This window comes from Tepidimonas sp. HKU78 (genome assembly GCF_049860815.1).
GTDB lineage: Bacteria > Pseudomonadota > Gammaproteobacteria > Burkholderiales > Burkholderiaceae_C > Tepidimonas.
Genome location: NZ_CP187547.1, coordinates 2,130,320 through 2,156,046, shown reverse-complemented (window position 1 = coordinate 2,156,046; position 25,727 = coordinate 2,130,320). Strand labels below are relative to the sequence as shown.

Genomic DNA, 25,727 nt, shown 5'->3' with positions numbered 1-25,727 from the left:
GAGCGTCACACTTTCGGGGGGATGGGCGCCAGCGCGATCTTGAGCAGGTCGGCCACGGTGTTGGCGCCGAGTTTTTCCATGATGTTGGCGCGGTGCGCCTCCACCGTCTTGATGCTGATGCCGAGGTCGTCGGCGATCTGCTTGTTCAACCGCCCGGCCACGATGCGCTCGAGCACCTGCGATTCCCGCGTGGTCAGCTTGGCCAGCAGCGCTTCGCGGTTGGCGGCCTGCTGATGCACCGCGAACGACTCGCGTGCCACATCGAGCATTTTCTCGACCAGGGCAATGAGCTGCTGCTCGTCGAAGGGCTTTTGGATGAAGTCGAGCGCGCCCTTTTTCATGGACGCGACCGCCATCGGCACATCGCCATGCCCAGTGATGAAGGAAATGGGCAGCGGCGAATGGCGCTCCAGCAGCCGGTCCTGCAGTTCCATGCCGCTCATGCCACCCATGCGGATGTCGGCGATCAGGCAGGCAACCTCGCGCGGGTCATAGCGGGCCAGGAACGCCTCGGCCGATTCGAAGGTTTTGACGCGGTAGTCCTTGCCCTCGAGTAGCCATTGCAGTGAATCGCGCACGGCCTCGTCGTCATCGACCACATACACAGTTCCGCGTTTGGGGATCAGGCTCATCATCGTCCTTCGGGCGTCTGCGCTTCGTTGTTCTGTGCAGAGGGCGGGTTGTCTGCCGCCGCGTTCTCGGTGGGCACGGGGATCCAAAAGGTGAACTCGCACCCGGCAACCTCGGCACCATTGTAGAGGTTGCGCGCGGCGAGCCTGCCGTGGTGCGATTCGATGATCGAGCGGCACAGCTTCAGGCCGATGCCCATGCCTTCGGCCTTGGTGCTGTAGAACGCCTCGAAAATGCGGTCGAGCTGCTCTTGCGGGATGCCGCAGCCGTTGTCACGCACCGTGAACGAGACGGTCTCCCGACCGTCTATCGTGCGCGGCACCACGCGCAGTTCGACCAGGCGCTGTCCCGGTGGGCGCTTTGCGCACTGAATCGACTCGCCGGCGTTCTTGAGCAGGTTGATGAGCGCTTGCTCGATCAGAATGGGGTCCACCAGCAAGCGTGGCAGGCGTGCCGCGACGTAGATGTTGAGGCGCACCATGTGTCGCCGCAGCTCGATTTCGGCCAGTTCGGTGGCGTTGGCCACCATCTGCGCCACGTCCGAAAGGGTTGGGTGCGGCTCGCTGCGTTTGACGAAGGCGCGGATGCGCTGGATGATGTTGCCCGCCCGCTGCGCCTGACGCACTGTCTTTTGCAGCGCGCCCAACAGGTCGTCCGCCGACATCGCGCCCTTTTGCAGGCGGTCGATCATGCCGCTGGCGTAGTTGCTGATCGCGGTCAGCGGTTGGTTGAGTTCGTGCGCGACGCTGGAGGCCATCTCACCCATGGTGATCAAGCGGCTGGCTGCCTCGGCGCGCTCGGCTTGCAGCGCCGCTTGCTGCTCGGCGTGACGGCGCGCGGTGATGTCGCTGGCGATGAGCATTTGCACCAGCCGCCCGTCCACCCAGGTCAGGTAGCGTGTGCGCACCTCCAGCCATTTGTCCAGTTCCGGCACGAAGATTTCCGTGTGCTCCGCAATGGCTTCGACCAGTGCATCGGCAGGCAGGCCTACCAAGCCGTCCACCAAGTCGGAGTGGTCTTGCGGTGGCAGCACGGGGACGGAGGCGCACAACTCCAACATGCGCTCATGCCCTGCGGAGCCCGTCCCAAACCAGCGCTGGTAGATGTGGTTGGCAAACAAGAGTTCGCTGCTGTGCAGGGGCGCCACCGAGATTGCCTCGTCCAGGCTGTCGAGCACGGTCGCGAAGCGCTCGTAGGAGGCGGTCAGTTCCTCGCGGATGCGTTTGGCCTCGGTGATGTCCGTCATGGACGTCATCCAGCCCGTCTGGCGGCCCTGCGCGTCGATCAGCGGTGAGACGTACATGCGCGCATAGAAGATGCTGCCGTTCTTGCGCTTGACGGGGACCTCGAAGCCGCCGGGGGCATTGCGGCCAGAGATCTCGTCTTGTAGCCGTGCCATGAGGGTTTCGTGTTCCGATTCGGGCCAATAGGGGAAGGGCGCGGTGGCGCCGATGAGGTCTTCCTCGCTCCAGCCCGTCATGCTGCAAAACGCGCGGTTGACGTAGGTGATGCGCCCTTCCAGGTCGAGCGCGCGCATGCCGGTGAGCATCGAGTTTTCCATCGCGCGCCGGAAGTTCGTCTCGGCCACCAGCGCGCGTTGCGCCTGCAGGCGCCGGCGGGTGTGGCGCATGTTGCCCAGCAGCATCCAGATCGTGGCCACGCTCATTGCTCCCACGATCCAGAACAACGCCTCGCTGCCGGCATCACGCGTGACACGAAGTCCCTCAACCCGCACCAGCAGGCTGTTGCCAATCGGCGAGACAGGCAGCTCGTGGCGCTGGGCACGCGCCATCCAGGGCAGCCACAGCGACGAATTCCGCACCGGCGGCAGCGGCGTTCCGGCCCATACCGTTCCCTCCTCATCGACGAATGTCACCGCGTAGCGAGCCAGCACTTCGGTCGGTATGGCGTAGCGCAACAGTGCCTCGATGGAGTATTCGGCCAGCACCGCTCCACCAAAACGGCGGTGTCCCTCGAACGGCACGACGAGCAGCAGGGTCGCCCCGCCATCGGACCACTTCAGCGGGCGTGAATAAATGGGCTGGTGCAGATCCCGGGCCAGCTCGAAGGCGCCGTCCGTGTCGTGGGGCGGCAGGGTCTCGCCCGCCCGGCGCTGGCTGTGCGGCGGGGCGCTGGGCGACGTGTAACCGGTGACGACTTCGCGGTAGGGACCGATCCAGTGCACCGCCAGCAGCTCGGGGTGTTGCAGCACCAGGGCTTCGGCCTGGAAGACGAATTCGGTCTCCTCCAACGTTCGGTTGGCGATGTCGCGTGCCAGCCGCATCAGCTGTTCCTGGCGCTCCAGCAGCCGCAAGCGCAGGCGTTGCTGGGCGTATTCGGTGTCGCGCACGACCGCTTCCTGCTCGCGACTGACCTCCTCGCGCGTGAAGTACACCAGCGCCGTAAAAATGGCCGTCAGGAACAGCACCACCGACAACAGCGGCCCTAGGACGGCGAGCTGGTCCTGCCGGTTGGGGGGCAGGCGGTCCCACCATTGCCCCCACCAACGGCGGGGCGCCAGCCACCACCGCCGGGTTGAAGTGCGATCGTGCGTCGTTGCCTTCGCGGCCATGGCGACAGTTTAGGGCAAACCCGAATCGATGCGCCATGTGATTGTTTCACATAACGAAATTAGTAACCACAGTTTGGAAGTTTGGCGATTTCGTGCGACACTCCATGGACAGGCGCTTTGCGCCGCCGTACCCTTCGCATTCCATCGAGGAGACGACCCATGTCCCAAGCCTTGCCCCCCATTTCCCCACTGGTGGCCCCCGACGCCGATCCACAAGAGACGCGCGAGTGGCTCGACGCGCTCGATGCGGTCATCGAGCGCGAAGGTCCCGAGCGGGCGCACTTTCTGCTCGAACAGTTGCTGGAAGAGGCGCGCGAGCACAGCATCGATCTGCCGTTTTCGGCGACCACTGGCTACGTCAACACCATCGAGCCCGACGAAGAGGAGCGCAGCCCGGGCAACCTGGAGCTGGAAGGGCGGTTGCGCGCGTACATGCGCTGGAACGCGATGGCCATGGTGGTCAAGGCCAACCGGCTCGAGTCACCCGACGGCAGCGAGCTGGGTGGGCACATCAGCTCGTTTCAATCGCTGGCGCATTTGCTGGCGTGTGGCTTCAACCACTTCTGGCACGCCGACGACACGGACAGCGGGGGCACGCACGGCGGCGACCTGCTCTACATCCAGGGGCATAGCGCGCCCGGTATTTACGCGCGCGCCTTCCTGGAAGGGCGTATCACCGAGGAGCAGCTGCTCAACTTCCGTCAGGAGGTCGAGGGCAAAGGGCTGTCGAGCTATCCACACCCCAAGCTGATGCCGGAGTTCTGGCAGTTTCCGACCGTCTCCATGGGGCTGGGGCCCATCATGGGCATCTATCAGGCGCGCTTCCTGAAGTATTTGCATGCGCGCGGCATCGCCGACACCTCGCGGCGCAAAGTGTGGGTGTTTTGCGGCGACGGCGAAATGGATGAGCCCGAGAGCATGGGCGCCATCGGCTTGGCCGCGCGAGAGGGGTTGGACAACCTGATCTTCGTCGTCAACTGCAACCTGCAGCGGCTCGATGGCCCCGTGCGTGGCAACGGCAAGATCATCCAGGAGCTCGAGGGCGACTTTCGCGGTGCGGGCTGGAATGTGATCAAGCTGCTGTGGGGTAGCAACTGGGATCCACTGCTCGCGCGCGACAAGGAGGGGATCCTGCGCAAAATCATGATGGAGACCTTGGACGGGGATTACCAAGCGTTCAAGGCCAACGACGGCGCCTATGTACGCCAGCACTTCTTTGGCCGCCATCCCAAGGCGCTGGAGCTGGTGGCCAAGATGAGCGACGAAGAGATTTGGGCGTTGCGCCGCGGCGGGCACGATGCCCAGAAGGTGTACGCGGCGTTTCATCGTGCCTACCATCACCAAGGGCAGCCGACCGTCATTCTGGTCAAGACGGTCAAGGGCTATGGCATGGGGCGTGCGGGTGAAGGCAAAAATACCGCGCACCAGACAAAGAAGCTCACGGACGAGGACATCCGCTACTTCCGCGATCGCTTCAACATCCCGATCCCCGACAGCGAGCTGCCCAAGATCCCGTTTTACAAGCCGGCCGACGACACGCCGGAGATGCGCTATTTGCACGAGCGCCGCCGCGCGCTGGGGGGCTACCTGCCCAAGCGCCGGGTCCGCAGTGACGAGCAGTTCACCGTACCGTCGCTGGAGACGTTCAAGGCCGTGCTCGAACCCACGCCCGAGGGGCGCGAGATCAGCACCACGCAGGCCTACGTGCGTTTTCTGACGCAGCTGCTGCGCGATCAGGCGCTCGGGCCGCGCGTCGTGCCCATCCTGGTGGACGAGGCGCGCACCTTTGGCATGGAAGGGTTGTTCCGGCAGATCGGCATCTACAACCCCAAGGGTCAGCTCTACACCCCGGTCGACAAAGACCAGGTCATGTACTACCGCGAGGACAAGGCCGGGCAGATCCTGCAAGAGGGAATCAACGAGGCGGGCGGCATGAGTTCGTGGATTGCCGCGGCGACGTCGTACTCGACGAACAACCGCATCATGATCCCGTTTTTCATTTATTACTCGATGTTCGGGTTCCAGCGCTTTGGCGACTTGGCCTGGGCGGCAGGCGACATGCAGGCGCGCGGCTTCTTGCTGGGCGGCACTTCCGGGCGCACCACGCTCAATGGCGAGGGGCTGCAGCACGAAGACGGCCATAGCCACATGATCGCGGCGACGATTCCCAACTGCATCAGCTACGACCCGACGTTTGCGCACGAGGTGGCCGTCATCCTGCACCACGGCTTGAAGCGCATGGTCGAGCGGCAGGATAACGTCTTTTTCTATGTAACCTTGCTCAATGAGAATTACCCGATGCCCGGCCTCAAGCCAGGCACCGAGGAGCAAATCATCCGCGGCATGTACTTGCTGCAAGAAGGGCCGAAGCTCACGCCACGCGTGCAGCTCTTGGGCAGCGGCGCCATTCTGCGCGAGAGCTTGGCGGCACAAACGTTGCTGGCCACGGATTGGGGCGTGGCGGCCAACGTCTGGAGCTGCCCGAGCTTTACCGAACTGGCGCGCGAGGGGCACGACTGTGAGCGCTGGAACATGCTGCACCCGACCGAAACGCCGCGCGCGCCCTTCGTGACCCAGCAGTTGACACCGCACCCAGGGCCGGTGGTGGCCTCTACCGACTACGTACGCGCGTTTGCCGAGCAGATCCGCCCCTTCATCCCCGCAGGCCGCAGCTATCGGGTGCTGGGCACCGACGGCTTTGGTCGCAGTGACTTCCGCTGGCGGCTGCGCCGGCACTTCGAGGTCGACCGCCACTACATCGTGGTCGCGGCACTCAAGGCCCTGGCCGATGAGGGCAGTGTGCCGCGTGAGCGCGTGGCCGAAGCGATCGCGCGCTACCGCATCGACGCCGACAAGATCAACCCGTTGTACGCCTAATCCGGGGAGCACGACATGGCACTGGTAGAAGTCAAGGTCCCGGACATTGGGGATTTCAAGGATGTGGCGGTGATCGAACTGCTGGTCAAGCCGGGGGATCGGGTGGCGGTGGATCAGTCGCTGATCACGGTGGAGTCGGACAAGGCGTCGATGGAGATTCCGTCGAGCCACGCGGGGGTGGTGCGCGAGCTGAAGGTGGCGCTGGGCGACAAGGTCAGCGAGGGCTCGGTGATCGCGCTGCTGGAAGCGCAGGAAGCAGCGGCTGCAGCGCCAAGCGCGGCGCCTGCGGCGCCCGCCGTCGTGGAGGTGGCCGCGCCGGCACCGGTTGTCGCCCCTGCTCCCGTGGGTGCACCGCCAGCGGCCGTCGCCGCCGCCACTGCGCCAGCGGCGGGAGCATCGGACGTGGGCGCGCACGACCCCACCCGCCCGCCGGTGGGGTTGCCGCACGCGTCGCCCTCGGTGCGCAAGCTGGCGCGTGAGCTGGGTGTGCCGCTGGAGGAGGTGCGCGGCAGCGGGCCCAAGGGGCGCATCACTGTGGAAGACGTGCAGGCGTTCACCCGCGCCGTCATGGCTGGTGAGCAGACCACGCGTGCCCAGGCGGCCCGCGCGCCGCAGGGTGGCGGCGATGGCGCCGCCTTGGGGCTGTTGCCGTGGCCGAAGGTGGACTTTGCCAAGTTTGGCCCGATCGAGCGCCAGGCGATGAGCCGTATCAAGAAGATCAGCGGCGCCAACCTGATGCGCAACGCGGTGATGATCCCCGCCGTCACCAACCACGACGACGCCGATATCACCGAGCTGGAGGCGTTTCGGCTCCAACTCAACAAGGAGCACGAAAAGAGCGGCGTCAAGGTCACGATGCTGGCTTTTCTGATCAAAGCCTGTGTGGCCGCCCTCCAGAAGTTTCCGGAGTTCAACAGCTCCATCGACGTCGAGGGCGGGGGCGACGCACTCATTCTCAAGCGATACTGGCATATCGGTTTTGCGGCCGACACCCCCAACGGCCTGGTGGTGCCGGTGATCAAGAATGCCGACCAAAAAGGCATTTTGCAAATCAGTCAGGAGTTGGCCGAACTGGCCAAGAAAGCTCGCGAGGGCAAGCTCAGCCCGGCGGAAATGAGCGGCGCCACATTCACCATTTCGAGCCTGGGCGGCATCGGTGGGCGTTATTTCACGCCCATCATCAACGCCCCCGAGGTGGCGATTTTGGGTGTGTGCAAGGCGCGCATGGAGCCGGTGTGGGACGGCCAGCAGTTCGTGCCGCGGCTGATGCTGCCGCTATCACTGACCTGGGATCACCGCGTGATCGACGGGGCGGCGGCGGCGCGCTTCAACGCTTATTTGGGCCAGATTCTGGCGGACTTCCGCCGTGTGCTGCTGTGAGGGAGGGCTGAGCATGGCAACGGTGGATGTCAGGGTCCCGGACATTGGGGATTTCAAGGATGTGGCGGTGATCGAACTGCTGGTCAAGCCGGGGGATCTGGTGGCGGTGGATCAGTCGCTGATCACGGTGGAATCGGACAAGGCGTCGATGGAGATTCCATCGAGCCATGCGGGGGTGGTGCGCGAGCTGAAGGTGGCGCTGGGCGACAAGGTCAGCGAGGGCTCGGTCATCTTGACGCTGGACGTGGCCGATGCCGCCACCGCCGCCGCCTCAGGGCCGGTTGCCGGACCGGCGCCGGTGGAATCTGCCCCATCAGCGCCCGCTGTGGCGGCTTCAGTCGCGCCGAGTGTCGCGCCGGCAGCGGCGTCCGCGCCAGCGGTCGGCGCCGATCTCGACTGTGACGTGCTGGTGCTCGGTGGCGGCCCGGGGGGATATTCGGCGGCGTTTCGCGCCGCCGATCTGGGGCTGCGGGTCGTGCTGGTCGAGCGCTACCCAACGTTGGGCGGTGTCTGCCTCAACGTGGGTTGCATCCCATCCAAGGCACTGTTGCACGTGGCAGCGGTGATGGACGAGGTGCGCCACATGGCCGACGTCGGCATCGCCTACGGCGAGCCGACGTTCGATATCGACCGCCTGCGTCGCCATAAGCAGCAAGTGATCGGCAAGCTCACGGGCGGGCTGGCGGCGATGGCGCGCATGCGTAAGGTAACCGTCGTGCGCGGCTACGGGGCCTTCGTCGGGCCCTATGTGGTGCAGGTCGAAGAAACCACGGGCGACGGCCAGGATAAGACCGGGCGCACGCAGCGCATCGCGTTTCAGCGCGCCATCATCGCGGCCGGATCGCAGGCGGTGCGGTTGCCCTTCTTGCCCGACGATGCGCGCGTCGTCGACAGCACCGGCGCGCTGGCGCTGGCCTCGGTGCCGAAGCGCATGCTGGTCATCGGCGGCGGCATCATCGGGCTGGAGATGGGCACTGTCTATAGCACGCTGGGCGCGCGCCTGGAGGTGGTGGAGATGGCCGACGGCCTGATGCTGGGTGCCGACCGCGATTTGGTCAAGGTGTGGCAAAAGATGAACGCGCACCGCTTCGACCACATCCGCTTGCGCACCAAGACCGTGGCAGCCGAAGTCGTTGCCGATGGGGTCCGCGTGCGCTTCGAAGGCGCGGATGGTACGACCAGCGACGGCGTCTATGACCTCGTGCTGCAAGCGGTGGGGCGCGCCCCGAATGGGCGCAAGATCGGTGCCGAGCACGCCGGGGTGGCCGTCGACGAGCGCGGCTTCATCCGCGTCGATCGCCAGATGCGCACCAACGTGCCACACATCTTCGCGATTGGCGACATCGTTGGTCAGCCGATGCTGGCGCACAAGGCAGTGCACGAGGGGCACGTCGCCGCCGAGGTGATCGCGGGCGAGCTGCGGGGCGATGAACGGCTGGCGCGCACGGCGTTCGAGGCGCGCGTCATCCCGAGCGTGGCCTACACCGATCCCGAGATCGCCTGGGTTGGGCTGACCGAGGAGCAGGCCAAAGCGCAAGGTGTTGCTGTGCAAAAAGGGCTGTTTCCGTGGAGCGCGTCGGGCCGCGCGATTGCCAACGGACGCGACGAGGGTTTCACCAAGCTGTTGTTCGACGCCCAGACCCATTGCATCGTCGGTGGTGGCATCGTGGGTACCCACGCGGGCGACATGATCGGCGAGGTGGCGCTGGCCATCGAGATGGGGGCGGATGCGGTGGACATCGGCAAGACGATCCACCCGCACCCGACGCTGGGCGAGAGCATCGGCATGGCGGCCGAGGCCGCGCACGGCAGTTGTACCGACTTGCCGCCCGTGCGGCGCTGATACCCCTGCTGCGGGTCAGGGGCGTCTGCACGAGGCTTGATCGGCGTCAATAGGCGCGCCCCGTATCGCCCTACGATGGGTGCATTCGACCATTCGGATGCATCGATAGGAGGGTGAAAATGAAAGCCGTCGTGCGTGCGCGCCCTGGGCACGCCTTGTTTTCGTGGGCCTTGGTGGCCAGTGTCCTCGTCGCGCCCGTCGTCGCGCCGGCGCAGGGGGCGGATCCCCTAGCGCGTGGGGAGCGCGTCGCGCGCGAGCATTGCGCCGTTTGCCACGGGGCGTGTGGCCAGAGTGTGGCACCGAACTTTCCTCGGCTGGCGGGGCAAAACGCAGGCTATCTCATGACGCAACTGGAGGCGTTCGCGCGCGGGGAGCGCAAGGACCCCGCCATGGCGGAAAAGGTCAAGGGCCTCAGTGCCGAGGACCGCGAGGCCGTGGCCATGTACTACGCCAGCCAGAAGCCCGGCCATACGCCCAGCGGCGATACGCTGTTGCTGGCGGTGGGGCAGTTCATCTACGAGCGCGGCAATCGCCACTCGGGGCTGCCGCCGTGCGCCACTTGTCATGGCAAGCAGGCGGCGGGCAGTGTCGAACTGCCGCGCTTGGCGGGTCAGCATCCGCAGTACTTGATGCGCCAGGTGCAGGCGTTCAAGCAAGCCAACGGGTCGCGCGACAGCGCCATCATGCGCGTCATGTCGCACCGCCTGAGCGAACTGGAGCTGGAGGCGGTGGCCGCGTATCTGGGCAATCTGCAGTGACGATCAGTCCGCGTCGTCGGCGCCGAGGCCGCCCATGACGTGGCTGAAGCCCCCGTCCACATACACCACCTCGGCGCTGATGCCGGCGGCCAGGTCGCTCAGCAAGAAAGCGGCCGTATTGCCAACGTCGTCGATGGTGACGTTGCGGCGGATAGGGGCGTTTTGTTCCACCACGCCCAAAATCTTGCCGAAGCCCTTGATGCCGCTGGCGGCCAGCGTCTTGATCGGCCCGGCCGAGATGGCGTTGACCCGCCAGCCGCGGCGCTGGCTACCCAAGGATTCAGCCAAGTAGCGCACGCTGGCCTCCAGGCTGGCCTTGGCCAGACCCATGGTGTTGTAGGCGGGCACCATGCGCACCGCGCCCAGGTAGGTCAGCGTCAACAGGGCGGCGTGGTCGTTCAGGTAGGGGCGCGCCGCCTTGGCCATGGCGGGGAAGCTGTAGGCGCTGATCTCATGCGCGGTGCGGTAGCCCTCTCGGCTCAAACCCTCCAAAAAGTCGCCCGCGATCGCCTCCCGCGGCGCATAGCCGATGCTGTGCACGAAGCCGTCGAACGTGGGCCAGTGCTGCGACAGATCGGCAAAGAGGCGCTCGATCTGCGCGTCGTCCGAGACGTCGCATTCGAACACCAGCCGCGAGCCGAACTCGGCGGCAAATTCGGTGATGCGGTCTTTGAAGCGCTCGCCCACGTAGCTGAACGCCAGCTCGGCCCCCTGCGCGCGGCAGGCGCGCGCGATGCCGTAGGCGATCGAGCGGTTGGACAGCACGCCGGTGATCAACAGTTTTTTGCCGGCCAGAAAACCCATCGTCGATGCTCCTCGTGAGTGGAAAAAAATCCGGCAGAATTGTCGCATGCACGACCTGCGACCGATTTCCGGCCCGCCTCGCCCGTGGACCCGCACATGCGCGGCGGGTCGTGGCGCGTTGGGGCGCGCGTTGGTCATCGTGGCTGTGCTGGGGTGGCTGGCCCCGCTGGCGTGGGCGGCGCACGGCTACGCGCTTTGGGGGCAGCTGAAGTATCCCCCGGGGTTTGCGCACTTCGACTATGTGAACCCCGACGCGCCCAAGGGGGGCGAGCTGCGCCTGGTGAGCAACCTGCGCACCTCCACCTTCGACAAGTACAACCCGTTCACGCTGCGCGGCAGCGCCCCGGCGTACTTGGCCGACCTGATGTTCGACACGCTGCTGGTGGGCGCGGCCGACGAGGTGGGCGCCGCCTACGGCCTGCTGGCCGAGGACGTGCAGGTGGCCCCCGACCGGCTGAGCGCGACCTTCCGCCTGCGGCGTGAAGCGCGCTTTCACGATGGCCGACCGGTGTTGGCCCACGACGTGCGCCACACCTTCGAGACCTTGATCGGCCCACACACGTCGCCGGCGTACAAAACCGTACTGGCCGACGTGGCCGGCGTCGATGTGATCGACGAGCGCACAGTGCGCTTTCGTTTCCGCCAGCCCAACCGCGAGCTGCCGCTGACGGTGGGCGCGCTGCCCATTTTCAGCCGCGAGTGGGGCAACACCATCGACCCCAAGACGGGCCAGCGCAAGACCTTCGACCAGGTGGTGATGGACATCCCCATCGGCAGCGGTCCGTACCGCATCGGCCCGGTCAAGTTCGGCAAGGACATCACCTATGTTCGCGACCCGAACTACTGGGCGCGCGACCTGCCGGTGCGGCGCGGCACCTTCAACTTCGACCGCGTCACCGTCAAGATCTACCGCGACAACACCGCGCGGCTGGAGGCGCTCAAGGCGGGTGAGTTCGACCTGATGCGGTTCTTCTCGGCCGGGGATTGGGCGCGGCGGGTCAAGGGCAAACGCTTCGACACGGGTGAGCTGGTCAAGGGGGAGTTCGAACACCGCCTGCCCACAGGATTTCAGAGCTACGTGCTCAACACGCGGCGAGCGCCGTTGGACGACATCCGGGTGCGGCAGGCGCTGGGGTTGGCGTTGGACTTCGAGTGGATGAACCAGCGGCTGTTCTACGGCAGCTACCGGCGGGTGCGCGGCCTCTTTGGCAACACGGCCTGTGCCGCGCAGGGCGAGCCCGACGCCGCGCAGCGGGCACTGCTGGCGCCGTGGCGTGCCCACATCCCGCCCGAGGTGTTTGGCCCCATGGCCGAGCCGCCGCGCACCGACGGCCCGGCGGGTTTGCGCGACAACCTCAAACGCGCCCAAGCGTTGCTGCGTGAGGCCGGCTGGACGTACCGCGACGGCGCGCTGCGCAATGCGCAAGGGCAGCCGCTGGTGCTGGAATACCTGGACAGCAACGAGGCGGGCGCGCGCGTGGTCACGCCTTGGGCGCGCAACCTGGCGCGCATCGGGGTCGAGCTGCGTTTTCGTCCGGTGGATTTCGCGTTGTACCAACAGCGGCTGCGCACCTTCGACTTCGACATCATCAGCCTCGCGTTCCAGGGCACGCACAGCCCGGGGGCGGAGTACGCCGACCTGTTTGGCAGCGTGGCGGCGCGCACCGAGGATTCGGGCAATTTCAGCGGCCTGGCCAACCCGGCGGTGGACGATCTGATCGCGCGCATGGTGCGGGCGCAGTCCGAGCCCGATTTTCTGGCCGCGTGCCGGGCGCTGGAGCGCGTGATCGCGCACAGTCACGTGCTGATTCCGCAGTGGTCCGCGCCCACGCATCGGCTGGCCTACAACGCCTGGCGACTGGCGCGCCCCGACCAGATGCCCCCGTATGCCAGCGGCGAGGGTTGGGCGATCGAAACCTGGTGGGCTCAACCCGGCGCAGCGCCGCGCTGACTCGAAGGGGCGAACCATGTGGGCCTATATCCTCAAACGCCTGTTGCTGATGATCCCGACGCTGTTTGGGGTGCTGCTCGTGACGTTCGTGGTGATCCAGTTCGTGCCTGGCGGGCCGGTCGACCAGTACCTGGCCGAAGCCCGCGCCGGCCTGGGGCACGGTGCGGAAGGGGGCGGGGCGGCCTACCGGGGCGCGCAAGGGGTGGATCCCAAGCGGCTGGAGCAGATCAAGGCGCTCTATGGCTTCGACAAGCCCGCCCACGAGCGCTTCTGGCAGATGCTGCAGCAGTTTGCCCGCTTCGACTTGGGCGCCAGTTTTTTCCAGAACAAGCCGGTGGCACAGCTCATCTGGGAGAAGCTGCCGGTGTCGATGAGCCTGGGGCTGTGGACGTTCGTGATCAGCTACGCGGTGGCGGTCCCGCTGGGTGTGGCCAAGGCGGTGCGGGCGGGCACCCGGTTCGACATCGTGACCTCGATCATCATTCTGGTGGCGTACGCCATTCCGGGCTTCGTGCTCGGGGTGGCGTTGCTGGTGGTCTTTGGCGGCCAGTTGCAGTGGTTTCCTCTGCGCGGTTTGGTCAGCGACAACTGGGATGAACTGTCGTGGGGCGCGCGCATCGTGGACTATTTGTGGCACATCACGCTGCCGGTGTTGTCGATGGTGCTGGGCAGCTTTGCGGTCACGGCCATGCTGACCAAAAACGCGTTTCTGGAGGAAATCCGCAAGCAGTACGTGCTGGTGGCGCGCGCCAAGGGCCTGAGCGAGCGCCAGGTGCTGTGGAAGCACGTGCTGCGCAACGCCCTCATCCCGATCGTTACGGGCTTTCCGGCCGCTTTCATCGGCGCGTTTTTTACCGGCAGTCTGCTCATCGAGACGCTCTTTTCTCTGGATGGCCTGGGGCTGCTGAGCTATGAGAGCGTGATCCGGCGCGACTATCCCGTGGTGATGGGCACGCTCTATCTGTTTACGCTCATCGGCCTGGTGACCAAGCTCATCAGCGACCTGTGCTACGTGTGGGTGGACCCCCGTGTCAAATTCGATTGACGCCCCCCAATCGGCGACGCCCAGTCCCAGCCCGGCGCGGCGGGCATGGCGGCGTTTTGCGCGCAACCGGCTCGGGTTCTGGAGCCTGGTGCTATTCGTCACCCTGGTGGGGCTGAGCCTGCTGGCCGAGGTGTTGTCCAACGACCGGCCGCTGCTGGTGCGCTACGAGGGGCGGCTGTATGTACCGCTGCTGCACGACTATCCCGAGACGACCTTCGGCGGCGACTTCGAGACCCCCACCGACTACCTCGATCCCTTCATCCGCGAGCGTCTCTCGGCGGGCGACAACTGGGCCATCTATCCGCTCAACCCCTATGGCCCGCGTACGCTCAACTACTACGCCCCCGATCCGCACCCGTCGCCGCCGAGCGCGACCAACTGGCTGGGTACGGACGACCGCGGGCGCGACTTGCTGGCGCAACTGATCTACGGCTTTCGGGTGAGCGTGCTGTTCGCACTGGCGTTGACGGCGATCGGTGTGGTGCTGGGGGTGTTGGCCGGGGCGGTGCAGGGGTATTTCGGCGGGCGCATCGACCTGACGCTGCAGCGTTTGATCGAAATCTGGGGCTCCATGCCCGAGCTGTACCTGCTGATCATCTTCAGTGCGGTGTTTGCGCCCAGCGTGGCGTTGTTGCTGATTTTGTTGAGCCTCTTTGGCTGGATGGGGCTGGCCGACTATGTGCGGGCGGAGTTTTTGCGCAACCGCCAACTCGACTATGTGCGCGCGGCCCGCGCCATGGGCCTGGGTCACGGCGCCATCATCTGGCGCCACGTGCTGCCCAATAGCCTGACGCCGGTGGTGACGTTCTTGCCGTTTCGCATGAGCGCGGCGATTCTCGCGCTGACGTCGCTGGATTTTTTGGGGCTGGGCGTCCCACCGGGCACCCCCAGCTTGGGCGAACTGCTGGCGCAGGGCAAGAACAACATCGACGCCTGGTGGATTTCGCTGTCCACGTTCGGCGTGTTGGTGCTGACCTTGACGCTATTGACGTTCATGGGCGATGCGCTGCGCGACGCACTCGATCCCCGCAAGGCCGACTGATGGACCACCGTACCGCCCCTTTGTTGACCGTGCGCGATCTGCGCATCGCCTTCGGTGGCCAGCCCGTGGTGCACGGCATCGATTTCGACGTCGCCGCGGGGGAGAAGGTGGCGCTGGTGGGCGAGTCGGGTTCGGGCAAGACGGTCTCGGCGCTGAGCCTACTGCGCTTGTTGCCCGACGCGCAGGTCGCGGGGGAGGTGCGCTTCGATGGGCAGTCGCTGCTTGCCTTACCCGAGCGCGCCTTGCGTGCCCTGCGAGGTGATGCGGTGGCCTACGTTTTTCAGGAGCCGATGACGGCGCTCAACCCGCTGTACCCGGTGGGGGAGCAAATCGCCGAGGTGCTACGGCTCAAGCGCGCGCTGTCGCCGCGCGAGGCGTGGGCGCGTGCGGTGGCGGCGCTGGAACAGGTCGGCATCGATGAGGCGGCGCGCCGTGCGCAGCAGTACCCTCACCAGCTCAGCGGCGGCCAGCGGCAGCGCGCGATGATCGCGATGGCGCTGGCGGGCGAGCCGCGACTGTTGATCGCCGACGAGCCAACGACGGCGCTGGACGCCAGCCTACGCTTGCAAGTGCTGGCGCTGCTGGGCGATTTGCAGCGCCGGCTGGGTCTGGCGGTGCTGCTCATCACGCACGACTTGCACCTGGTGCGGCGCTTCGCCGACCGCGTGGTGGTGATGGAGCGCGGCCACGTGGTCGAGACGGGGCCGGTGGCGCAGGTGTTTGCGGCGCCGACGCACCCGTACACGCAGCGCTTGCTGGCCAGCCGCCCGCGGCGCGACGCGGCGCTGTTGGCGGCGGCACCCGCGGACGCTGGTCCGCCCTGTCTCGAGCTGGAAAACGTCAGTGTGCGCTACCCCGTGCCGCGGCCCGGCTGGCGCGGGTGGTTTCGCGCCGGGCAGTTCGTGGCCGTGCGCGACGTCAGCGCCCGTCTGGCCCCGGGTCGCACGCTCGGGGTAGTGGGGGAGTCCGGTTCGGGCAAGTCCACGCTGGCGCTGGCGGCGCTGGGGCTGCTGCCCGCCGACGGCCAGTTGCGCGTCATGGGGCAGTCGTGGACCGGCGGCAGGGTCGATCGTCCCTTGCGCCGCCAGGTACAGGTGGTGTTCCAGGATCCCTATTCGTCGTTGTCACCGCGCTTGACCGTGGGGCAAATCGTCGAAGAAGGGCTGCGGGTGCACGAGCCGCGCCTGCTTCCCGCCGAGCGGCGCGCGCGCGTGGTGGCGGTGTTGCAAGAGGTGGGGCTGCTGCCCTCGGGGGTGACGGTGGGCGAGGCCGAGGCCTGGTTGCAGCGCTACCCGCACGAGTTTTCGGGAGGGCAGCGCCAGCGCATCGCGATCGCGCGCGCACTCATCGTGCAGCCGCGTCTGCTGGTCCTCGATGAGCCCACGAGCGCGCTCGACGTCACGGTGCAGCAGCAGGTGCTCGCGCTGCTGCTGCGCCTGCAGCGCGAGCGCGCCTTGTCGTATCTGCTCATCACGCACGACGTGGACGTGGTGTGGGCCATGGCGCACGAGGTGCTGGTCATGCGCCGCGGCCAGGTGGTGGAATCGGGGCCGGCCGAGCAGGTGTTGCGCGCACCGCGTGACCCCTACACCCGCGAGTTGTTGGCCAGCGCCGCGTCCGTGGACGATGCGGCCGATCGCGGCCACCGTGGATAATCGGGTGTGCTGCTGGAGCGGGTATCCCGCCCGCGCCGTGTTTTACCCGTCCAGATAGAGGGTTTCCCATGACGACGATGTCGCCTCCGTCGCCCGCTGCTGCCGGCGATCCGCCCCCGGACATTGGCCCGAGCGCGCCGCTGCGCTGGTTGCGCCTGGGCCTGCGCGATTATTGGACCAATCCGCTGCCCGGCGTCCTGCATGGCGGCATGATGGCGTTGTTCGGCCTCATTGTGTGGGTGGCCCTGCGTGACCATTTTTGGTTGCTGGCCGGGGCGTTTACCGGGTTTCTCATCATCGCGCCCGTGCTGGCGTCGGGCCTGTATGCGGTCAGTCGCTATTTGGAGCGTGGACAAAAGGTGTGTTGCGCCGAAGTGGTGGCGCTGTGGACGTCGGGCGACCGGCGATTGATGGGATTTGGTTTGCTGCTGGGACTGGCAGGTACCGGGTGGGTGCTGACGTCGGCGGCGCTCATCACCCTGTGGTCACCGGTGCCGATCACGCGGCCGGTGGACTTTCTGCGCCATGTGGTGCTGGCACCGGAGCTGGGTTTGTTCGAGGTCTGGCTGCTGCTGGGCGCGTGGCTGGCAGCGCCGGTGTTTGCCTCCAGCGTCATCGCGCTGCCGATGCTGGTCGATACCCCCAGTCCCTTGTGGCACGCGGTGGGCGAGAGTTGGCGTGCCGTGGGCAGCCGCCCCGTCGTCATGGCCATCTGGGCCCTGTGCATCGTGGCACTGGTGGGGCTGGGCATGGCGCTGGCGATGGTCGGATTGGTGTTGACGGTGCCCGTCATCGCGTACGCCAGTTGGCACGCGTATCGGGATTTTCAGCGCGCCGGGCTGGTCCGGCCGCTCGCGGGATGATGGCGCGATGGATGGAACCCTGTTTGGCTACAGCGAGGCGCAGGTGGCGCAGTTCGGTCTCACCTTTGGCGTGGGCGCGTTCATTCTTTACATGCTGTTCATCGTCCTGAACCTGGCGCGCGAATCCAAGGCCGGCAAGTTCGGCACCTTCGTGCTGTTTTTGGTGCTGTCCTTGGGAATTCTGGGATTTGTGGCCAAGAACGTGATTCAGTGGGTTTTGGGGCTGTAGCACGCCAATTGACCCCGTCAACGGTAAAGCAGTGATCATGACGACGCACCGACAGTTTGTGATTCCCGGTCGCGCGGGGGATGAGGCGCATGTGGCCGGCGAGTCGCGTCTGCCGGCTTCGGTCGAGGGCTGGAATGGGCGGGTCGTCGACGGCGAGTTGGTCGATTTTCAGCCGGAGGCGGGCAACCTCAAGATCTTGCCGGCCGGTACTCGGCAGCCGTTGGCGTTGCGCTTCAACCAGGTCAAGCGCCTGCGCATGCCACCGCTCGACCCGAGCCGGGTGGTGCAGACGGCCTCCGTCCTGGGTGACGAGGCACTGCGACCGTTCGTGATCCAGTTGCGCGACGGATCGGTGTACTCCGGTCTGTGCCACGACTGTCGCCGCACTCCCGAGGGGCTGTGGATTTTTCCGCGCGTGGCGCGCGAGGGCGATCCGGAGCGCGTCTTCATTCCCAAGAACAGCATCAAGGCGTACGAGGTCCAGCGCAGTGACGGCGGGCTGGCCGCGGACAGTGGCTTTAGCGCGACGTTATTGGGCAGCGACGAAGAGCTCACACCCGAAGCGCTGGGACGGATCGAATCGTCCATGGTGACCACCCCCGAGGCGCTCAAAGCCGCGTTGGAGCGGCAGGCTACGCTCAAGCCGGTACCTATTGGCGAGGCGTTGCTAGGGTTGGGCAAGATCACGGCAGAGCAGCTGACGCTGGCGCTGGCGCGCCAACGGGCCCAGCCCGACCGACCGCTGGGGCAGACGCTGATCGACATGGGCTTGATCCAGTCCGACGATCTGCAAACGGCGCTGGCGCGCAAGATGGGCTACCCGTTCGTGGATGTGCGCCACTACCCCGTCGATCCCGCCGCGCTGCGGCTGGTGCCAATCGCGCTGGCCACCCGCTTGCAGGTGCTGCCGATCGCGCTCATGGGATCGGCCATCGTGGTCGCCATGCCCGATCCGCTGCAGTTCAAGGCGATCGACGAGTTGGAGTTCACCGCCCAGCGCAAAGTGATTCCAGTGGTCAGCCCAGCCGCGGATCTGCGCGCGCGCATTGCCGAGGTGTACCGCGCGTTGGGCATGGCCAAGGATGGCGCACCGGCACCGGCGACGGAGGCGGCCGTCCCAGGCACGGGCCCGGTGGCCGACCAAGCGGCGTGGCAGCTGGCCGCAGAGTTGACCGACGAAGCCCAGGGCGACGGAACGGACGAACGCCCCCTCGAGCAGTCGGACAACACGCTGGTCAAGCTGGTCAACACCATGATCATCGAGGCTTTCCACCAGCGGGCATCGGACATCCACATCGAGCCCTACCCGGGGCGCGACAAGGTGGTCATCCGGTTTCGCGTGGACGGCGAGATGCGCCCGTACCTGGAGCTGCCTCCCAGCTATCGCCATGCGCTCATCGCCCGCATCAAGGTGATGTGCAATCTCGACATCTCTGAGCGGCGCAAGCCCCAGGACGGCAAGATCCATTTTCGCCGCTTTGGTGGGTTACCCATCGAGTTGCGCGTGGCCACCATCCCGACGGCGGGCGGCCTGGAGGATGTCGTGATGCGCATCCTCAACTCGTCCGTCCCGCTGCCGTTAGAGGGGCTGCATCTGAGCGCCCGCAACCTGGCGGCGATCGAGCAGATCCTGTCGCGTCCGTATGGGCTGTTTTTGTGTGTGGGCCCCACGGGGTCGGGCAAGACGACCACGCTGCACGCAGCGTTGCAGCGCCTCAATACGCCCAACCGCAAGATCTGGACCGCCGAGGATCCGGTCGAGATCACCCAGCGCGGGCTGCGCCAAATCCAGGTCAACCCCAAAATCGGCTGGACGTTCGCACAGGCCCTGCGCTCGCTGCTGCGCGCCGACCCCGACGTCATCATGGTGGGGGAAATCCGCGATGCCGAGACGGCAGAGATGGCCATCGAGGCATCGTTGACCGGCCACTTCGTGATGTCGACGTTGCACACCAACTCCGCGGCTGAGACCATTTTGCGCCTGCACGATCTGGGGGTCGATCCGTTTTCGTTCGCGGATTCGCTGCAGGGGGTGCTGGCACAGCGGTTGGTGCGGCGCCTGTGCCCGGCTTGTGTCGAGACCGAGCCCATGGCGCCGCCGCGGCTGCGCGAGTTGATTCGCGACTACCAAGCGCAGCTGCCGGCCGATCACCCCTGGCAGGATGACGACGTGCTGGAGCGCGAATGGCGTCAGCGCTTCAGCCGTGATGGGGGGCTGGTTCTGGGTCATGCGCCCGGCTGTACCGAATGCGGCCAGACGGGGTTTCGCGGGCGCTTGGCGGTGCATGAGTTGCTGGTGGCCAGCGCCGACATTCGGCAGTTGGTCCAGACCCGGGCCCGGCCGGCGGAGATCCAGGCGCAGGCCGTGCGGGAAGGCATGCGCACCCTGCGCCAAGACGGCATCGAGAAGGTACTCGCCGGGCTGACCACGCTGGCCGAAGTGCGCGCCAACAGCAACGTGTGACGGACGCCCGGCGGCGCCACCCCGCGTTCAGCAGCCGCGCGTGATGGGCAGCTCCACCTCAGGGGCGCGCACCATGTGCTTGGCCAACTCGAGCTTGGCAATCGCGTTGCGGTGCACTTCGTCCGGGCCGTCGGCCAGGCGCAGTGTGCGCTGGTGCGCATAGCTGCGCGCCAGCGGCGTGACCTGTGACACGCCAGCGCCGCCCCAGGCCTGGATCGCCCAATCGATGACTTGGCAAGCGACGTTCGGTGCCACGACCTTGATCATGGCGATTTCGGCCTTGGCGCCTTTGTTGCCGACGGTGTCCATCATGTACGCGGCCTTTAGCACCAGCAGTCGGGCCTGCTCGATCAGGCAGCGCGCTTCGGCGATGCGCTCGTGCCAGATGGTCTGGGCGGCGATCGGCTTGCCGAAGGCGACGCGCTGGTTCAGACGCTGGCACATGAGCTCGAGCGCGCGCTCGGCGGCGCCGATGGAGCGCATGCAGTGGTGGATGCGTCCTGGCCCCAGCCGACCTTGCGCGATCTCGAAGCCGCGTCCCTCGCCTAGCAGGATGTGATCGGCCGGTACGCGCACGTCGCGCAGCTCGATTTCCATGTGCCCGTGCGGCGCGTCGTCGTAGCCAAAGACGCTCAGCGCCCGCACCACGCGGATGCCCGGTGTGTCTGCCGGCACCACGATCATCGATTGCTGCTGGTGTCGGGGCGCGTCGGGGTTGGTCTTGCCCATGACGATATACACCGCGCAGCGCGGGTCACCCGCACCAGACGACCACCACTTGCGTCCGTTGATGACGTAGTACTCGCCGTCGCGTTCGATGCGGCACTGGATGTTGGTGGCGTCCGACGACGCCACGTCGGGTTCGGTCATCAGAAAAGCGGAGCGGATCTCGCCGCGCAGCAGCGGCTCCAGCCAGCGGTCCTTGAGCGCCTCGCTGGCGTAGCGCTCGAGCGTTTCCATGTTGCCCGTGTCCGGCGCGGAGCAGTTGAAGACTTCCGCCGCCCACGTGACGCGGCCCATGATCTCGCACAGTGGCGCGTATTCCAGGTTGCTCAGGCCCTCGGGGGCGCGCGGGGAGTTGGGCAGAAAGAGGTTCCACAGACCGGCCGCACGCGCCTTGGGCTTGAGTTCTTCGATCAGCCGAGTCGGCACCCACGCGTTGCCCGCCGCGCGGTTGGCCTCGACCTCGGCCTCGTAGCGTTCTTCGTTGGGGTAGATATGTTCGTCCATGAAGGCCATCAGGCGTTCACGCAAGGCCTGGACGCGGGGGCTGTAGGCAAAGTCCATTCGGGGGTCTCCGGGGTCTGGGGTCTCGGGGGCGATGGCGGGTCCGACTTCAGCTCCGTGCATTCAGCGCGTCTGTTGGGCCAACTGCCAGGCCAGTTCGGCCAGGGGGCGCGCACCGGCGGCGCTCTGGCGTGCCTGCGCGCTCGAAGCGATGCCCAGCTCCACCCGCTTGGCGATGCCCTGCAGGATCGCCGCCAGGCGAAAGGCGTTGTAGGCCAGGTAAAAAGGCCAGTCGCGGCGCAGCGCTTCGGGCGTGGCGAATCCGGTGTACTCGCAATACTGGGCGATGTAATCGTCCTCGGACGGAATGCCCAACGCGGCCAAGTCCAGCCCGGCCATGCCGCGAAACACGCCGGGCGCGACGTGCCAGGCCAGGCAGTGGTAGCTGAAGTCCGCCAACGGGTGCCCGAGCGTGGATAGCTCCCAGTCCAGCACGGCAACGACGCGGGGCGCATCGGGGGCGAACATCAGGTTGTCGAGCCGGTAGTCGCCGTGCACGACACTGACCAGCCGCTCGTCTCGGGCGGTCTCGGGCAGGTGGCGTGGCAGCCAGTCCATCAGGGCGTCCATCTCGGGGATGGGGTCGGTGATGGAGGCCTGGTACTGTTTGCTCCAGCGCGCGATCTGGCGCTCGAAATAGTTGCCTGGCTTGCCATAGTCGGCCAAGCCAACGGCTGCGGTGTCCACCCGGTGCAGCGTCGCCAGCACCCGGAGTATGTCGGCGTAATGCGCGCGGCGCGCTTCGGGCGTCATGCCGGGCAGGGTCGGGTCCCACAGCACGCGCCCGTCGACGTATTCCATGATGTAGAACGCGCGCCCGATGACCGACTCGTCGGTACACAGCACGTGCATGCGCGGCACCGGCACACCGGTGCCGGCGAGTGCCTGCATGACGCGAAATTCGCGCTCGATCGCATGCGCGGAGGGCAGCAGCTTGGCGGCAGGCCCCGGCTTGGTGCGCATCACATAGCGGGCACCCGGTGTTTGCAGGCGATAGGTCGGGTTGGACTGGCCACCGGCAAATTTCTCGACGTTCAGGGGCCCCTCGAAGCCCGGCAGGTGGGCCTGCAGCCAGCGCTGCAGCACGGCCGCGTCCAGGGCGTGGGCGGCGGAAGGGGAGGGGGTAGGGGATGCGGTCATGGCTGACGGGTCAATGGCTGCGACCCGCCAGCGCAGCGGCGGGTCAGGGCTCGGCTTCGATGATGCGCATGAGCAGCGCGCGGTCGCGCACCACCAGGCCACCGGGCTCGATGCGGATGGCGCCCTCGCGCTCCATGGTCTTGAGTTCTTGGTTGACGCGTTGGCGCGATGCGCCCAGCAATTGCGCCAATTCTTCCTGCGCCAGTTGCAGACCAATACGGATTTCGTGGCCGTGGGCCAGACAGGGCACGCCGTAAGAGCGGCTCAGGTGCAGCAGTTGCTTGGCCAGGCGCGCGCGCAAGGGCAGGGTGTTGAGGTCTTCCACCAGCCCGAACAGGGTGCGGATGCGCCGCGCCTGCAGGCGCAGCAACGCCTCGTAGAGTTCGACGTGCTGCTCCAGGATTTTTCGAAAGTCGCTGCGCGCCACGCACAACAGCGTCGTGGGGCCGTGCGCGTAGGCGTCGTGGGTGCGGGCGTCGCCATCGAACATCGCCACGTCGCCAAACCACACCCCCGGCTCCACGTAGGTCAGGGTAATTTGCTTGCCCGTGATCGAGGTGGAGCTCACGCGCACGGCACCTTTGGCGACCGCGCTCCACACCGTGGGCGGGTCGCCGCGGGCGGCGATCAGCTCGCCATCTTGGTACCGTCGGACGAAAGCGCATCGCAGAATGTCGTGTCGCAGGGAAGGAGAGAGGCTGGAAAACCAGCGACCATGGTTGATCGCCTCGCGTTCCTCCATTGTCAGAATGGGTTCGTCGAGCGGCTGTCGTGTGAGCGACTGGACGGTCATGCGAGAGTCTCCTCGGTGACGCTGAGCGTGGCGCGGGCGGTGGGGCGTCGGCCGCGGCCGTCAGCGATAGTGTGGGGGGCGTTTGTCGAGAAAGGCGCGAATGCCCTCCCCGGCATTGGCGTGATGCAGGTTGCGCACGAAGTGGTCGCGCTCGTCGCGCAGCTGCGCGCTCAAGGATTGCGTCAGCGCCTCGTTGGCCAGGGCCTTGATGCTGGCCAGCGCGTTGGGCGCTTTGGCGTCGAGCCGCTCGCACAGGCGCAGCGCCTGTGCCAACGCTTCGCCCGGCGCACTGACGGATGTGACCAGACCGAGCTGGTGTAACCGTTCCGCGCCCACGCGCTCGCCCAGCAGCAGCATCTGCATGGCCGTGGCGCGGGGCAGCTGTCGCAGCAGCTGCCAGGTCGCGCCCCCGTCGGGCGACAGCCCCACGTTCACGTAGGCCATCACGAACACCGCGTCGCGCGCAGCGACGACCAAGTCGCACGCCAGGGCGAGCGAAAATCCCGCGCCGGCACACGCGCCCTCGACGGCCGCGACGACCGGTTTGGGAAAGCTGCGCACGGCTTCGATCCAGCTGTGCAGGGCTTCGATGCTCTCGGCTTGTACCTCGGGCGGCTGCTGGCGGTTGGCGAGCAGCCGTTGCAGGTTGCCGCCGGCGCAAAACGTGCCGCCCTCGCCGGTGATGACGACGGAGCGCATGTCGGCGTTGCGCTCGGCCGCGATCAGCGCCTCGATGCCGGCCACGTAGATTTCGGGGCCGAGCGCGTTGCGGTGCTCCGGGTTGTGGATGGTGAGCACGAGGGTGCTGCCGTGGCACTGGCTTTTGAGTGTGGCGGTCATCGCATCATTCCTCGGTGTGCAGCAGGCTCAAGCCCAATGCCCCACGGCGGCGCAGCCAGGGCGAGGGCCGGTAGCGCATGTCGCCGTAGACGGTCTGCAGATTGAACAGGATCTCGAGCATGCTGGCTGCCCCCACGCGGTCGCCCATCGCCAGCGGGCCCGCCGGGTAGCCCAGGCCGAGCGTGACGGCCGTCTCCAGATCGGCCGGCGTGCAAATGCCCTGCTGGCAGATGTCCGACGCGATGTTGACGATGGTGGCCACCACGCGCTGCGTGACGAAGCCGCCGCTGTCGCGGATGACGCTGACCGCCTTGCCGTCGCGCGCGAACAAGGCGTGCGCTGCATCGCGCATGTCGCTGCGGGTGGCCGGGTTGGTGGCCAGCACGCGGCGCCGCACGGCCGCATCCGGCAGCAGCATGTCGATGCCGACCGTGCGCCCCGGGTCCAGCCGCTCGACCGCCGCCACCGTGGTCACGTCGTGGCCCAGGGGCGCAACGACGATCAACGCGTGTGGCGACGGCTGCGCGCCGGTTTCGATGGAGGCGCCCAGGTCCTTGAGCAACTGCAGCAGCTCGGCCCGACGCGCCGCTCGGCCCGGCACCCACACGGGGGGCAGTGCCGACACCGTTGGCACCGGCGGCTCAGGCGGCACTTCGGCACGCCCGTCCACATAGCGGTAAAAACCCTCGCCCACCTTGCGGCCGAGCACGCCCCCTGCCAGCCGCTGGGCGGCAATCACGCTGGGTCGAAAGCGCGGCTCCTCGTAGTACTGGTGGTAGATCGACTCCATCACCGGCTGCGAGACGTCCAGCGCCGTCAGATCCAGCAGCTCGAACGGCCCGAGGCGAAAGCCCATCTGGTCTTTCAGAATGCGGTCGATGGTGGCAAAGTCGGCCACGCGCTCACCGGCGATACGCAGCGCCTCGGTGATGTAGCCGCGCCCCGCGTGATTGACGATGAAGCCCGGCGTGTCCTGCGCCCTCACGGGGGTGTGGCCCATCTCGCGCGCGAACGTGGCCAGCCGCTCGGCGACGGCCACGTCGGTCTTGAGGCCGCAGACGACCTCGACCACTTTCATCAGCGGCACCGGGTTGAAAAAGTGAAAGCCTGCCAACCGCTGCGGCGCCCGCAGGCGGCTGGCGATCGCGGTCACCGACAGCGACGACGTGTTGGTCGCCAGCACCGCATCCGCGCCGACGACGTCCTCGAGTCGTGCAAACAGCGCCTGCTTGGCGTCGAGCCGCTCGACGATGGCTTCGATCACCAGCTCGCACGGCGCCAGCGCCTCGACGTCGGGGGCGGGCTGCAGCCGCGCCAGGCACGCCGCAGCCTCGTCCGCGCTCATACGGCCTTTGGCGACCAGTTTGTTCCAGGTATCGTGCAACGCTGCGCAGGCGGCCTCGACCGCGGTCGGTTGGGCGTCGAGCAGATGCACGGTGCAGCCAGCCTGGGCAGCGATCTGGACGATACCGCGCCCCATGGCGCCGGCACCCACGATGCCGATGTTGCGAAAAGTGAGACGGTCGACGGTGGCAGGCATGGGTATTTGCGTAG

19 protein-coding genes are annotated in these 25,727 nt (G+C 66.8%); 11 read left to right on the top strand and 8 right to left on the bottom strand.

Annotation, left to right across the window (positions count from 1 at the left end; genetic code table 11):
• Positions 1-5: 5 nt before the first annotated feature.
• Together ACPYIS_RS10655 and ACPYIS_RS10650 are read right to left on the bottom strand one after the other, a co-directional pair.
• Positions 6-632: a response regulator transcription factor gene (locus tag ACPYIS_RS10655; protein WP_424859367.1), complete on the bottom strand. Its 627-nt coding sequence runs from the start codon at positions 630-632 to the stop codon at positions 6-8.
• A complete protein-coding gene (locus tag ACPYIS_RS10650; protein ID WP_424894651.1) occupies positions 632-3,202 on the bottom strand; it encodes a PAS domain-containing sensor histidine kinase in 2,571 nt (856 codons plus the stop codon). Before ACPYIS_RS10650 ends, ACPYIS_RS10655 begins: the two co-directional genes overlap by 1 nt.
• A gap of 159 nt (positions 3,203-3,361) precedes the next feature.
• On the opposite strand from ACPYIS_RS10650, the gene aceE reads away from it, so the two are divergent.
• From aceE to ACPYIS_RS10630, 4 genes are all read left to right on the top strand, one after another.
• Positions 3,362-6,079, top strand: a complete 2,718-nt coding sequence (gene aceE / locus ACPYIS_RS10645) for a pyruvate dehydrogenase (acetyl-transferring), homodimeric type (RefSeq protein ID WP_424859365.1) — start codon at positions 3,362-3,364, stop codon at positions 6,077-6,079.
• Positions 6,080-6,094: 15 nt separating this feature from the next.
• Positions 6,095-7,459 carry a dihydrolipoyllysine-residue acetyltransferase gene (aceF, locus tag ACPYIS_RS10640; protein ID WP_424859364.1) on the top strand — a complete coding sequence of 455 codons (1,365 nt, stop codon included), beginning with the start codon at positions 6,095-6,097 and terminating at the stop codon, positions 7,457-7,459.
• Between the two features lie 13 nt (positions 7,460-7,472).
• Positions 7,473-9,302, top strand: a complete 1,830-nt coding sequence (gene lpdA, locus ACPYIS_RS10635) for a dihydrolipoyl dehydrogenase (RefSeq protein ID WP_424859363.1) — start codon at positions 7,473-7,475, stop codon at positions 9,300-9,302.
• Positions 9,303-9,421: 119 nt separating this feature from the next.
• On the top strand, positions 9,422-10,060 hold the full coding sequence (locus ACPYIS_RS10630; protein WP_299020965.1) for a c-type cytochrome: 639 nt from the start codon (positions 9,422-9,424) through the stop codon (positions 10,058-10,060).
• Positions 10,061-10,063: 3 nt separating this feature from the next.
• Here the strand turns inward: ACPYIS_RS10630 and fabI are convergent, their stop codons facing one another.
• Complete coding sequence (gene fabI / locus ACPYIS_RS10625) at positions 10,064-10,864, bottom strand: enoyl-ACP reductase FabI (RefSeq protein WP_299020963.1); 801 nt, start codon at positions 10,862-10,864, stop codon at positions 10,064-10,066.
• Positions 10,865-10,910: 46 nt separating this feature from the next.
• Between fabI and ACPYIS_RS10620 the strand changes: the two genes are divergently transcribed.
• From ACPYIS_RS10620 to ACPYIS_RS10590, 7 genes are all read left to right on the top strand, one after another.
• A complete protein-coding gene (locus ACPYIS_RS10620; RefSeq protein ID WP_299020961.1) occupies positions 10,911-12,815 on the top strand; it encodes an extracellular solute-binding protein in 1,905 nt (634 codons plus the stop codon).
• 16 nt (positions 12,816-12,831) lie between these two features.
• Positions 12,832-13,860, top strand: a complete 1,029-nt coding sequence (locus tag ACPYIS_RS10615; protein ID WP_299020959.1) for a microcin C ABC transporter permease YejB — start codon at positions 12,832-12,834, stop codon at positions 13,858-13,860.
• Complete coding sequence (locus ACPYIS_RS10610) at positions 13,844-14,902, top strand: ABC transporter permease (RefSeq protein WP_299020955.1); 1,059 nt, start codon at positions 13,844-13,846, stop codon at positions 14,900-14,902. The genes ACPYIS_RS10615 and ACPYIS_RS10610 overlap by 17 nt, the downstream gene beginning before the upstream one ends.
• The gene (locus ACPYIS_RS10605) at positions 14,902-16,557 is read left to right on the top strand and encodes an ABC transporter ATP-binding protein (RefSeq protein WP_424859362.1); all 1,656 of its coding nucleotides are present in this window, start codon (positions 14,902-14,904) and stop codon (positions 16,555-16,557) included. The genes ACPYIS_RS10610 and ACPYIS_RS10605 overlap by 1 nt, the downstream gene beginning before the upstream one ends.
• A 68-nt stretch (positions 16,558-16,625) precedes the next feature.
• Positions 16,626-17,420 (top strand): DUF2189 domain-containing protein, encoded by a 795-nt coding sequence (locus ACPYIS_RS10600; protein WP_299020951.1) that lies wholly within the window; start codon positions 16,626-16,628, stop codon positions 17,418-17,420.
• Between the two features lie 7 nt (positions 17,421-17,427).
• Complete coding sequence (locus ACPYIS_RS10595; protein WP_299020941.1) at positions 17,428-17,649, top strand: DUF2788 domain-containing protein; 222 nt, start codon at positions 17,428-17,430, stop codon at positions 17,647-17,649.
• Positions 17,650-17,686: 37 nt separating this feature from the next.
• Positions 17,687-20,113 (top strand): GspE/PulE family protein, encoded by a 2,427-nt coding sequence (locus ACPYIS_RS10590; protein WP_425973559.1) that lies wholly within the window; start codon positions 17,687-17,689, stop codon positions 20,111-20,113.
• Between the two features lie 27 nt (positions 20,114-20,140).
• Here ACPYIS_RS10590 and ACPYIS_RS10585 read toward each other — a convergent pair whose 3' ends face one another.
• The 5 genes from ACPYIS_RS10585 to ACPYIS_RS10565 all read right to left on the bottom strand — a co-directional run bounded on the left by ACPYIS_RS10585 (position 20,141) and on the right by ACPYIS_RS10565 (position 25,713).
• Positions 20,141-21,400, bottom strand: coding sequence for an acyl-CoA dehydrogenase family protein (locus ACPYIS_RS10585; RefSeq protein ID WP_424859360.1), 1,260 nt, complete (start codon positions 21,398-21,400; stop codon positions 20,141-20,143).
• 63 nt (positions 21,401-21,463) lie between these two features.
• Positions 21,464-22,540, bottom strand: coding sequence for a phosphotransferase (locus ACPYIS_RS10580; protein WP_424859359.1), 1,077 nt, complete (start codon positions 22,538-22,540; stop codon positions 21,464-21,466).
• Positions 22,541-22,583: 43 nt separating this feature from the next.
• Entirely contained in the window at positions 22,584-23,333 is a 750-nt protein-coding gene (locus ACPYIS_RS10575; RefSeq protein ID WP_424859358.1) for a Crp/Fnr family transcriptional regulator, read from the bottom strand.
• 60 nt (positions 23,334-23,393) lie between these two features.
• Positions 23,394-24,173: an oxepin-CoA hydrolase, alternative type gene (locus tag ACPYIS_RS10570; RefSeq protein WP_424859357.1), complete on the bottom strand. Its 780-nt coding sequence runs from the start codon at positions 24,171-24,173 to the stop codon at positions 23,394-23,396.
• Positions 24,174-24,177: 4 nt separating this feature from the next.
• Positions 24,178-25,713 carry a 3-hydroxyacyl-CoA dehydrogenase gene (locus ACPYIS_RS10565; RefSeq protein WP_424894649.1) on the bottom strand — a complete coding sequence of 512 codons (1,536 nt, stop codon included), beginning with the start codon at positions 25,711-25,713 and terminating at the stop codon, positions 24,178-24,180.
• Positions 25,714-25,727: the final 14 nt, after the last annotated feature.